Source organism: Kribbella sp. NPDC055110 (assembly GCF_053607525.1).
Map to the genome: position 1 here is coordinate 306,971 of NZ_JBSGTS010000008.1, position 11,804 is coordinate 318,774.

10 protein-coding genes are annotated in these 11,804 nt (G+C 68.6%); 6 read left to right on the top strand and 4 right to left on the bottom strand.

Annotated elements, in window-relative coordinates; all coding sequences use genetic code 11:
- Window positions 1-16 precede the first annotated feature (16 nt).
- From ACWF0M_RS15970 to ACWF0M_RS15980, 3 genes are all read left to right on the top strand, one after another.
- On the top strand, window positions 17-2,221 hold the full coding sequence (locus ACWF0M_RS15970) for a family 43 glycosylhydrolase (RefSeq protein WP_452236403.1): 2,205 nt from the start codon (window positions 17-19) through the stop codon (window positions 2,219-2,221).
- The gene (locus ACWF0M_RS15975) at window positions 2,222-3,106 is read left to right on the top strand and encodes a glycoside hydrolase family 43 protein (RefSeq protein WP_452236404.1); all 885 of its coding nucleotides are present in this window, start codon (window positions 2,222-2,224) and stop codon (window positions 3,104-3,106) included.
- A 95-nt stretch (window positions 3,107-3,201) separates the two neighbouring features.
- Complete coding sequence (locus ACWF0M_RS15980) at window positions 3,202-4,074, top strand: hypothetical protein (protein ID WP_452236405.1); 873 nt, start codon at window positions 3,202-3,204, stop codon at window positions 4,072-4,074.
- An 825-nt stretch (window positions 4,075-4,899) separates the two neighbouring features.
- On the opposite strand, the gene pdxR is transcribed toward ACWF0M_RS15980, so the two are convergent.
- Window positions 4,900-6,264: a MocR-like pyridoxine biosynthesis transcription factor PdxR gene (gene pdxR, locus ACWF0M_RS15985; protein WP_452236406.1), complete on the bottom strand. Its 1,365-nt coding sequence runs from the start codon at window positions 6,262-6,264 to the stop codon at window positions 4,900-4,902.
- An 18-nt stretch (window positions 6,265-6,282) separates the two neighbouring features.
- Between pdxR and sigJ the strand changes: the two genes are divergently transcribed.
- The 3 genes from sigJ to ACWF0M_RS16000 all read left to right on the top strand — a co-directional run bounded on the left by sigJ (window position 6,283) and on the right by ACWF0M_RS16000 (window position 9,234).
- Window positions 6,283-7,227: an RNA polymerase sigma factor SigJ gene (sigJ, locus tag ACWF0M_RS15990; protein ID WP_452236407.1), complete on the top strand. Its 945-nt coding sequence runs from the start codon at window positions 6,283-6,285 to the stop codon at window positions 7,225-7,227.
- An 82-nt stretch (window positions 7,228-7,309) separates the two neighbouring features.
- Window positions 7,310-8,500 carry an NAD(P)/FAD-dependent oxidoreductase gene (locus ACWF0M_RS15995; protein ID WP_452236408.1) on the top strand — a complete coding sequence of 397 codons (1,191 nt, stop codon included), beginning with the start codon at window positions 7,310-7,312 and terminating at the stop codon, window positions 8,498-8,500.
- 53 nt (window positions 8,501-8,553) lie between these two features.
- The gene (locus tag ACWF0M_RS16000; RefSeq protein ID WP_452236409.1) at window positions 8,554-9,234 is read left to right on the top strand and encodes a pyridoxamine 5'-phosphate oxidase family protein; all 681 of its coding nucleotides are present in this window, start codon (window positions 8,554-8,556) and stop codon (window positions 9,232-9,234) included.
- Here the strand turns inward: ACWF0M_RS16000 and ACWF0M_RS16005 are convergent.
- From ACWF0M_RS16005 to ACWF0M_RS16015, 3 genes are all read right to left on the bottom strand, one after another.
- Window positions 9,231-10,031, bottom strand: a complete 801-nt coding sequence (locus tag ACWF0M_RS16005; RefSeq protein WP_452236410.1) for an ABC transporter permease — start codon at window positions 10,029-10,031, stop codon at window positions 9,231-9,233. The genes ACWF0M_RS16000 and ACWF0M_RS16005 overlap by 4 nt on opposite strands.
- A complete protein-coding gene (locus ACWF0M_RS16010; protein ID WP_452236411.1) occupies window positions 10,028-10,972 on the bottom strand; it encodes an ATP-binding cassette domain-containing protein in 945 nt (314 codons plus the stop codon). Before ACWF0M_RS16010 ends, ACWF0M_RS16005 begins: the two co-directional genes overlap by 4 nt.
- A 132-nt stretch (window positions 10,973-11,104) precedes the next feature.
- Window positions 11,105-11,629, bottom strand: coding sequence for an EXLDI protein (locus ACWF0M_RS16015; protein WP_452236412.1), 525 nt, complete (start codon window positions 11,627-11,629; stop codon window positions 11,105-11,107).
- Window positions 11,630-11,804 lie beyond the last annotated feature (175 nt).

Genomic DNA, 11,804 nt, shown 5'->3' on the forward strand with positions numbered 1-11,804 from the left:
GAGAGGGGACCCGCCCGTGCCTTCGAAACGACTCCTTGCCGCAGTCCTGACTGTGGCTGCCGTGGCAGCCGGCACCTCCGCTGCGACCGCCGCACCTGTGGCGACCACGACCAACCCGATCAGCTCCAGCTTCGCCGACACGTTCGCCGACCCGTCGATCATCCAGGGCCGCGACGGCTACTGGTACGCGTACGCGACCTCCGATCCACTGGTGGCGAACGGCGCGTTCGGCCTGATGCACATGGCCCGGACCAAGGACTTCAGCTCCTGGGAGTACCTCGGCACGGTCTTCGACGACCAGACCAAGCCGGCCTGGGCCGCGCCCGGCTCGTTCTTCTGGGCACCCGACATCCGGTACTTCGACGGTCACTACGTCATGTACTTCACCGTCACCGACACCGCGGCCAACCCCGGTGGCGATCCCGCGATCGGTGTGGCCACCGCCTCGACCCCGGCGGGACCGTGGACCGCGACCGGCGGCCCGGTCGTCGCCCCGAAACCGGACGGCAACGGCGGCTTCTTCGGCACCATCGACCCGGCGATGCTCACCGCCGCGGACGGCAAGCGGTACCTGTACTACGGCGGCTTCTACGGCGGCATCTCCGTCACCGAACTGAGCGCCGACGGAATGCACGCGGTCGGTGAGCCGACGCAGGTCACGATCGGCGACCGCTACGAGGGCTCGTACGTCGTCTACCGCGACGGCTGGTACTACTTCATGGGCTCGTCGATGAACTGCTGCGCCGGCCCGACCACCGGGTACTCCGTCTTCGCGGGCCGCTCGCGCTCCCCACGCGGCCCGTTCGTCGACGCCGACGGCGCGGCGCTGACCGACTCCCGCGTCGGCGGTACGACGGTCATCACGCAGAACGGCAACAAGTGGATCGGCCCCGGCCACCACGCGTTCATCACCGACGCGGCCGGACAGGACCACATCGTCTATCACGCGATCGACCGCGGTACGCCGTGGTTGACGAACCCGTTCGGGATCAACCGGCGCCCGATGCTGATCGACAAGATCGACTGGGTCAACGGCTGGCCGCGCACCCGCGCCGGCCTCGGCCCGTCCGAGGGCCCGGTCCCCGCGCCGACCACAGGCTCGTCCCTCGGCATCGACTCGACCGACCCGGCGTCGGGGCTCCAAGGCGCCATCAGACAACCGGGCGACTCGCTCGGCGGCCGGACCGCGAGCATCAACGGAGCGGCCCAGACCCGCGCCGCGGCACCCGCCGGCTCGCTCCGGGTGGAGGCGGACGTCCGACTCGGCAGCTCGTTCACCACGGTCCTGGGCAATCAGGTGGTGGCGACGGTCGCGAACAACCGCGTGACGCTGACGGTCGGTCGCCGTACGACGTCGGTCAACCTGCCGCCCGACTTCGATCGCACCCAGTGGAACAAGCTGTCCGTGCAAGCCTCTGAATCAACTGTCACGGCACGATTGAACGACGCGGGGCTAGGCGATGTTTACGCGGAGGCGCAACTGCCCGGGGTGCAGTTGAAGGCGGCGCCGGTGCGGTGGATCGGGTCGGCGGAGGTGGACAACCTGACCGTCCGCCCGGTGGCGAAGCCGGTCACGAAGCTGGCCGACGTACCGCGGACCGGGGATCTGTTGTCCAGTGACGACTTCAACGGTCCGCTCGGTGCGGACTGGTCGTGGGTGCGCCAGGACGACAAGGCGACCGTTGCTGACGGCAAGTTGTCGTGGCCGCTGGAGAACGCCGATATGACTGGTACGTCGAACAACGCCGGGTTGCTGTTCCACACCACACCGGCCGGTACCAGCTGGATCGCGGAGACCAAGCTCCACCTCGACACGGGGCAGGGCGACGTCCGCAACTACCAGCAGGCCGGGATGATCGCGTACCTGAATGACAGCGACTTCGCGCGACTCGGCAGCGTGGCGATCTGGAAGACCCGCCAAACGGAGTACGGGCGGGAACTCGTGGCACGGCCGTCGGACGGCGCGACGTCGTACGGCGCGGCCGCGATCGGGCGCTCCGCTCCGACCTTGTGGATGCGGCTCGCGTACCACCAGAACGCTGCCGGTGAGCATGTCTACCGAGCCGGTACGTCGGTGGACGGGAAGAACTGGACCTGGGGCGCGTCGTGGGTGCTGCCGGACGCGGCTCGCATCGGCCTCTACGCACACGGCGAGTTCACCGGCGCGAACCCGCCGCCGGTCGCGACCTTCGACTACCTGAAGTTCTACGAGAGCAAGTAGATGGCATTCTCCAATCCGGTGTACGACGGCAACTTCGCCGATCCGCAGATCATTGCGGTCGGCAACGACTACTACGCCTTCGCGACCAACGGTCCGCTGGGTAACGTGCAAACGCTGACCTCTCGCGACCTGGTGTCGTGGGAACCGGTGGGTGACGCGCTGCCGTCGTTACCGGATTGGACGTCCCCCGGACGGGTGTGGGCGCCGGAGGTCGCGGTCCACACGCCCGACCGGTACGTCATGTACTACACCTCACGGGCGGCGGATCGGCAGGCCGTCGGCGTCGCGGTGGCGTCCACCCCCACAGGTCCATATGTCGACAAATCGATGAAGCCGCTCATCAGTCAGCCCGACGAGGGCGGCTCCATCGACGCGTCGCCGTTCCAGGACTCGACCGGCCGGCGCTGGCTGTACTGGAAGAACGACGGCAACGCGATCGGCGTCGACACCTGGATCTACGTGTCCGAGCTGTCCACGGACGGTCTCAGGCTGACCGGTCCGGTGCATCGGATGATCAAGCAGGACCTGCCGTGGGAGGGCAGTCTGGTCGAGGCGCCGTACATGGTCGAACGGAACGGGAAGTTCCACCTGTTCTACTCCGGCAACGCGTTCGACAAGGCGACGTACGCCGTCGGTCATGCGCTGTGCGAATCGCCGATCGGTCCTTGTATGAAGACGGGTGATCCGATCCTGAAGTCCTCCCCCGACGCAGCCGGCCCCGGCCACAACATGGTCCTCGGCAACTGGTTCGTCTACCACGCATGGGATCCCGCGCAGGTCGGCACCGATCCGAAGGGCCGCACGATGTGGCTCTCGCACCTGACCTGGGACGGCGACACCCCGGTCGTCCAACCGCCACTCGCAGAGAATCCGCTGAATCCATAACCTTCCCGGTCCGGCCCGCATCAAGGTCTGTGGAAGCACCGGATCTGGGAGGGACCCCCGTGAACCGACGCAGCGTTGTCTCGAGCATTGCGGGGGTGGTGGCACTGACCGCCGCCGCGTTCGTACCTCCGGCCCAAGCGGCGGTCACCGCGTCAGGAGCTGCAAGCGAGGCGTGCCGGATCGGTGCCGGCTCGGTCGCGCCGTCCGGTGCGCAGACGGGCGCCACGGTCACGGCTGGTACGCCGCCGACGATGACCACCCCGGGCGCGGTCGGCCCGTCCGTCTTCCCGGCGGGCCAGGTTCGGCTGAGCTCCACGTTCGAGGCCGAGCCCAACGTCGCCGGCGTGGACCGCTCCGGCTACGTGGTGCAAGGCGACGCGTTGTACTTCCGGTCCTACAACTTGAACGCGGGGATCGACGAGACCAGCCGGATCGGCGGCGGCTGGGCGAACTTCACCGCGTTCGAGGTGTCGCATTTCGAGCAGCCCAACAGCAAGATCTGGCATTGGATGGCGTACGGGTTGCGCAACGACGGCACGTTGTTCCGCTGGACGGTCGGCGGCGGGTGGCGCAATGCCGGGTCGGCGCCCGGGTTCGCGGCGGTCAAGTCGATGGTGCTGATCAGCAAGACCCCGACGTACGACACGTTCCTCGCGAACACCCGCGGCGGTGCGCTCTACACGATCCGGATCCCGATCACGTCGCCGATGAAGCCGATCGTCACGCCGGTCCGCACGAAGACGTGGCAGGGCTTCGAAGCGATGGTCACGAGCAAGTGCGGCAACTACGGCACGCTGCTGCTCGGCATCGACAAGGACACCGGCTCCGGCTATGTGTACGCCGTCGGCCACACGAACGGCACGTCAACCGTGATCAACAGCCTCGGCAAGCTCAACGGCACCTTCCCGAACCCCGTCAAATACCGCTGGGGCGTCGTCTGGTACCTCGACCCTCTCAACGGCGACTGACGTGATGCGGATCTTCGCTGCCGTGGCCGGTGCGCGGTGGTCGACGGGTGCCAGGCCTGGTGTGGTCTGCAGCTCGACAGGATGTGTCGGTCGTCTGGGTAGTGCACCTGAGCGCGAACGCGCCCGTGCGTACACCGTCTCACCGGTGCACTACCTGTCGAGCGTGCACACCACCCCGCCGCGAGCACCCGTGCCACCACCAGCCCGATCACCCAGCCGGCACCACAACACCCACCCATCCGGCAGAAGACCGGATATCCGCCGCTCCGGTCAGATGCGTGGGCGTCGGTGGCGGCATCCGGTGACTCGCAACAGACCGTGGAGACCTGGAACCCGACATTCCCTGCCTTCCCCCACCAGCTCCTGTCTCCAGCCCCCGCCGCACCACACCACCGCTCGTCCGCCGCACCGCACCACCGCACGCACCGCACGGTCCATCCCGCCGGCCGGGCCCGACCAAGCACGACCGGAGGCCCCGCATACGAGGGGATATCCGACGGCGTTGTGGGTTCTCCGTTGGTGCTAGAGGGGAGAACCCACAACACCATGGGATATCCGTTCTTCTGGCGGACGGGTGGCTGGGTGATCGGGCCGGTGGCGGAACGGGTGCTCGCGCCGGGGGTTATGTGCACGCTCGACAGGTAGTGCACCGGTGAGACGGTGTACGCACGGGCGCGTTCACGCTCAGGTGCACTACCCGTCCACTCGACACCTCCTGTCGAGCGTGCACATCACACCAAGCCCCGCCGCCGCCCTGGAACTCGTCGACCACCCACACAGCAGTCACAAGAGCCGGATATCCGCTCGTGTGTGGTGGGGTGGTCCTTAGGGGCGGGTGAGGATTTTGGTCAGGATTGTTAGGGCTCGGTGCAGGTCGGATGTTGACGGGGTCGCGTAGCCGATCACGAGGCCTGGTGGGCCCGGGACGGTACGGCGGTACTCGGACAGCGGGGCGACCACGACGCCGGCCTCGCGGGCCGCGGCGGCGATCCGTAGATCGTCGGCGTCGTCGGGCAGCAGCAGCGTGATGTGCAGCCCCGCGTCCTGCCCGACGATCTGACCGTACGGCGACAGGACCGCACACGTGTGGGTACGACGGTCCGCGTACAGCCGGCGTCCGCGGCGAACGGCCTGGTCGAGGTACCCGTCGCGGAGCATGGCGAGCATTGCGGCCTGCATCGGCCAGCCGGGCCAGTCGCCGGAGTCGGCCCGGAACGCGGCGAGCCGATCCACCATCGCCTCGGACGCGACCAGCCAGCCGAGTCGGAGCGCCGGACTCAGCGTCTTCGACAGCGTCCCCAGGTGGACGACCCGCTCCAGGTCCAGCTGCGCGAGAGCGGGCAACGGCGCGACGTCGTACCGGAACTCGCTGTCGTAGTCGTCCTCGATCAGCAGGCTCCCGGTACGGCGTGCCCAGCGGACCAACTCGTTGCGTCGGGCAACGGGCAGCCGGCCGCCGAGCGGGTACTGGTGTGACGGCGTGACGTAGACGGCCGCGGCGTCGGTCAGCGCGTCGACCTGCAGGCCGTCCTCGTCGACCGGTACGTCGACGATCTCGAGCCGGTGGTCGCGGGCGGCGACGACCGCGTTCAGGTACCCGGGATCCTCGATGGCGATCCGGTCGCCGGGTTCCCGCGTGACCGTGAGCAGCAGCCGCAGCCCGTGGACGGTGCCGTTGGTGACGAGCACGTTCTCCGGGCCGCACGCGATTCCGCGGACCCGGGCGACGTGGTCCGCGAGCGCGGCGCGCAGTGCGGGAAGCCCGGCTGCGTCGTCGTACCCGCGCGGTGGTGACTGGGTGGACACCTCACGCCACGCTCGCCGCCAGCCCGGGTCAGGCGTCGGGGCGATGTACGGGATGCCGGGACGCAGCGTCAGGAGTTCCGCGTCGGCGTTGGGTCGGTGCGGCGCGCGACGTCGTACGGCGGGTTGCAACGGGACCACGTCCGTGACGAAGGTGCCGGCGCCCGTGCGCCCCTCGATCCACCCCTCCGCATGCAGTTGGTCGTACGCCGCCTGCGTCACGGACCGCGAGACGCCGAGCTCCCGCGCGAGATCGCGCGTCGACGGCAGCCGATGACCGGCCTGGAGCCGCCCGTCCAGCACTGCCGCACGGAACTGTTCCGCGAGCTGCAGGTGCAACGGCAGTCCCGCGTCCCGGTCGATCGTCAGCGGCAGCGAACTCTGCACGCACACTAGGATCGCAGCATGGTCATGACCGCGGAGGACGTGTCTCGGTTCGAGGCGTCCAGGCGTCGGCTCGAGGCCATCGCGTACCGTCTGCTCGGCTCGGCGGGTGAGGCCGAGGACGCCGTACAGGAGACGTTCCTGCGCTGGCAGGCCGCGGACATCGCCCGGATCGAGGTCCCCGAGGCGTGGCTGACGAAGGTGCTCACCAACCTCTGCCTCAACCAACTCGCGTCCGCACGCGCGCGGCGGGAGACGTACGTCGGCCAGTGGCTGCCCGAGCCGCTCCTCGACGGTGACCCGATGCTCGGCCCGGCGGACACCGCGGAACAGCGCGAGTCGGTGTCGTACGCCGTACTCACGCTGATGGAGCGCCTGTCGCCGAACGAGCGGGCGGTCTACGTACTGCGGGAGGCGTTCGACTACGCGCACCGGGAGATCGCGGAGATCCTCGAGATCAGCGAATCATCCAGCCAGCAGATCTTCCGCCGCGCCAAGCAGCACCTCGCGGACGGCCGGGCGCGCACCGAGGTCGACGAGGCCGTGGCGCGGCGGATCGTGGACGAGTTCCTCGCCGCGGCCACCAGCGGCCAGACCGACTCGATCGTGCGGCTGCTCACCGCCGACGCGATCTCGGTCGGCGACGGCGGCGGCAAGGTCCCGGCCCGGACCACCGCGGTCGAAGGCGCGCTCGCGGTCGCCCGCTTCCTGCGCGGCCTGTTCAAACCGACCGAGGCGAAGCGTGTGTACGTCGGCGGTCCGGCGGACGTCTACGCCTGGCCGGCCAACAGCGAGCCCGCCCTCGTGGTGGTCGTGAACGGCGAGGTCATCGGTGTCATGTGCCTCGAGGTCACCGCCGACGGTGTGACCGCCGTGCGCACCCAGGCGAACCCGGACAAGCTGGCGCGCGCGACCGAACTGTTCGCCGCGTCCGATCACGGGGAACCGCTGACGACCATCCTGTGACCTGCTTCACAACGCGTTCCTGTCATGAAACGCCTGCCTGCCCGGTTCAAAGGGCGACAACGCATCAGACAGGAGTCCGAAGATGACGCACCGCATCGTAGTTCTCGGCGCCGGGTACTCCGGAGCCGTCGCCGCCGGCCGCCTCGCCGCCCGGCTGTACCGCGACGAGGTCAGCATCACGCTCGTGAACGGCGAAGCCGACTTCGTGGAGCGGGTCCGCATGCACGAGGTGGCCACCGGCCGGGACCTCAAGCTGCGTCCGTTCGAGAAGATGTACGCCGGCACTGGCGTCGTACTGAAGCTGGCCCACGTCACCGGGGTGGACGTCGACCGCAAGACGGTCGCGCTGGACACAGAAGAGCTGGACATGGAAGAGCTGGAGTACGACACCCTCGTGTACGCGCTCGGCAGCCGCTGGAACCCGCAGGGCGTTCCGGGTGTCGCGGAGCACGCCTACGAGATCGCGAGTCGTCCCGGTGCGCTTCGGCTGCGTGAGCGCCTGACGTCGCTGACTGCCGGACAGACCGTGACGGTCGTCGGTGGCGGCCTCACGGGCGTGGAGTTCGTGACCGAGCTCGCCGAGTCGCGGCCGGATCTCGACGTCGCGTTCGCCGTCCGCGGCGAGCTGGGCGACTGGCTGTCGCCCAAGGGACGCCGGCACCTCCGGAAGGTCGTCGACCGGCTGGGTATCACCGTGCACGAGAACGCGGCGGTGACGCGCGTCGACGCGGATCAGCTGCTGACGGCCGATGGCGGCGCGATCCCCGCTGCGGTGACGGTGTGGACGGCCGGGTTCGCCGTACACCCGATCGTGCAGGCGACCTCGCTGGAGGTCAGCGACACCGGGCGGATCGCGGTCGACGGGACCATGCGGTCCGTCTCGCACCAGGACGTGTACGCCGTCGGCGACGCGGCGTACGCGATGGGTTCGAAGAACAAGCCGCTGCGGATGTCGTGTGCCTCGGGTCAGCCGATGGCGTGGCAGGCCGCGGACTCGATCGCGGCCCGGCTGACCGGTGGCAAGCTCCCGCACGCGCCGCTGGCCTACTTCAACCAGTGCATCTCGCTGGGGCGCAAGGACGGACTGATCCAGTACGTCACCAGCGACGACCGCGCCGTCAACGCGACTCTGCGGGGGCACGTGGCCGCCGTCTACAAGGAGCTGATCTGCAAGGGCGCCGCCTGGGGCACGGAGAACCCGACGCTGGGCCTGCCGACCCGGCGCCGCCACGTGATCAGCCAGCCCGTCCCACTGCGCGAATGGACTAGCTGATTCGATGCGGAATGGCCCGTGCCGCCAGTCCACTCACGGTTGAACCTAGTTACATGACCACTACGCCGTTGCAGTCGACTGCCCGGACCTCGTTGCGTCGTTCGAAGGAACGTGCCGCCACCGAGCGGCAAGCGCTGTACGACGTACTGCTCGACGGCATGTTCTGCCACCTCGGTGTCGTGGTCGACGGCGATCCGCTCGTGCTGCCGACGGCGTACGGCGTGGACCTGGACCGCGGACCGGACGGGGAGCTGTACCTGCACGGCTCGGTCGCGGCCAGGAGCGTGGTCGCGGCGCCGCAGCAGACCGTGTGCGTCACCATCACGCACACCGACGGGCTGGTGCTGGCCCGGTCCGCGTTCCACCACTCGGTGAACTACCGGTCCGCGGTCGTGTTCGGCGTACCGCGGCTGCTCACCGATCCGGACGAGAAGCTGCACGCCCTCAACCGGATCGTCGACCACCTCGTCCCCGGCCGGTCGCTCGCCGTCCGCCCACCGAACCGCAAGGAGTTGGCGAAGACATCGGTGCTGGCGCTGTCACTCACCGAGGCCTCGGTGAAGACCCGCTCCGGACCCGCCAACGACGAGGAGCAGGACCTCGACCTGCCCTACTGGACAGGCGTGATCCCGCTCCACGTCGTCGCCGGCGAACCGGAGAACAACCCTGACTGCGACCTACTGGTCCCCGCCCACATCCGTACCCGAGCGAACCTCCTGGGCGCACCTTCCTAGGCCACGGTCCCCTTGTTGTAGCTGGACTGGGCCCAGAAGTACCCGACCACCGCGATCACCACACACCAGGCGGCGGCGAGCCAGCCGCTGCTGCTGTCCATCGGCGTACCCAGCAGCAGGTGGCGCAGGCTGTCGATGATCGGGGTGAACGGCTGGTACTCGGCGAACCACCGGATTCCGCTCGGCATCGCCTCCAGCGGGATGAACGTGTTGCTCAGGAAGGGCAGCAACAGGCTGATCGGCAGTACGACGTTGCTCGCGCCTTCCGGTGTCTTGCTGGTCAGCCCCAGCGCGATCGCGAACCAGGTGAGGCCGACGGTCAGCCCGATCAGCAGCACAGCCGCCAGCAGCCATTCTCCGATCGACGCGTTCGGGCGGAACCCGATCAGGACCGCGAAGCCGACCACCAGGGCGAGGCTGACGATCGTCACGAGCACGTTGCCCAGCACGTGTCCGGTCAGCACGGCCGGCCGGAAGATCGCCATCGTCCGGAACCTGGCCACGATGCCCGCGGACATGTCCATGCAGACGGCGACCGCGGGCGACATCGTCCCGGACGCGATCGACATCAGCAGAATGCCCGGGGTCAGGAAGTTGATGTACTCGCCCCTCCCGCCTCCGCCGCCGAGCCCGGCCGAGAAGGTGTCGCCGAAGACCAGACCGAACAGCAGGATCATGATCACCGGCATCCCGAGGGCACCGAGCGACAGGCCCGGGTACCGCTGGGCGTGCCGCAGGTTGCGGCGCAGCATGGTGCCGATGTCGGCCATCGGGCGGACGGTTGCGGAAGTGCTCATCGTGCGGTCACCTCTTCGGATTTGGGCTGACCGGTGACGGCGAAGAACACGTCGTCCAGGTCGGGGGTGTGGACAGTCAGTTCGTCGACCTCGAGCGAGGCGTCGTCGATCCGGGCCAGCAGGTCGCGCAGCGCGTGCACGCTGCCGTCGTTCGGCACCTGCAGAACCAGTGCTTCGGGATTCGGTACGGCGGTCGGCAGCACCTGACCCGCGAGGTTGAACTCCTCCGGAGACGTGAACCGCAACCGGATGTGCCCGCCCGGCGCGAGCCGCTTGAGTTCTTCCGCCGTACCCTGGGCGACCAGTCGGCCGTGGTCGAGGACCGCGATCCGGTCGGCGAGCTGATCGGCCTCCTCCAGGTACTGCGTGGTGAGCAGGACCGTCACGCCGCCGGCGACCAGTTCGCGGATCAACGTCCACATGCGGTGCCGGCTGCGCGGGTCGAGACCGGTGGTCGGTTCGTCCAGGAAGATGATCTGCGGGCTGCCGACCAGCGTCATGGCCAGGTCGAGCCGGCGCTTCATACCGCCCGAGTACGTCGACGCGAGCTTCTTGCCCGCGTCGGCCAGGTCGAACTGTTCGAGCAGCTCGTCCGCCCGGCGCCGCGCCTCCTGCTTGCCGAGATGGTGCAGATCGGCCATCAGGATGAGGTTCTCGCGGCCGGTCATCAGACCGTCGACCGCGGAGAACTGCCCGGTGACGCCGATCGCGGCACGAACCGCTTCGGGCGACCGGTGCAGGTCGTGGCCGGCCACCCGGATCTCGCCGGCGTCGGCGGCGACCAGCGTGGACAGGATCTGCACCGCGGTGGTCTTGCCGGCGCCGTTCGGGCCGAGCAGGGAAAAGATGGTGCCTTCGGCAACGTTCAGGTCGATGCCGTCGAGCACGAGTTTCTCGCCGTAGGACTTGCGCAGTCCGCGGACGTCGATCGCTGCTGACATGAGTGATCCTTGGGTGATTTCGGGCAGGGCGGACCTGACCCGGGGTGGTTGACGGGTCTGCAAGGAGGATTTGGGCGTGCGGCACCAGCCGGACGGCCAACTGTCGGTGCCCGGTGGTGGGGTGGGGTTCAGTTAGATGTCGAGATCCTCGACCGCGGGCTGATCAGCGGCCTCCTCGACGAGTTGGTAGAGGTCCTCGGGGATCAGTTCGCGGAGTTCGTCGACCGTGTCCACGACGTGCAGGGTGGCCTCGCCCTGCGCCATGCTCCAGGACTGGTCGCTGCTCCAGTTGCCGACCCAGGAGCGCCACCCGGTGAGGAAGCGCTCGTCGTCGGCGTTCTGCTTGAACTGGCTGCGGCGGTCGGCGTGCAGGACGAACTTTCCGGTCCGGCTGCGGTAGACCTTGAAGGCCTCGTACCCGGAACTGCTCGACCGGCCGCCTTCGGCGAGCAGTACGCCGGAGAACCGTTGCTTGCGGCCGGTGCCCCGGCCCACCCGCACGGTGATCTCCTCGTACCCCTCGAACCGGCCTTCCTCCATCTCGACGTACTTGCGAAGTGCGATCGAGATCGCCGAGGACAGGTTCCCGGCCAGCTCCTGGGCCCGCTTGTACAGCGGTAGGTCGTCGTCGGACACGTAGATCGTCTTGTTCGGCATCGCTTGTCTCCTCCTACGTAGAACTATACGCACACGGGTGCGCACATGTCTACGTATATCCCTACGTAGAAGTGGAGAAGGGGGGGGCGGGGGGGCCGGGGGGGCGGCGCGGGGGGGGGGGGTGGTTATTTGGGGGTGTGAGGCCCCGGCGCATTTTAAAAAAAGAGACAGCCCA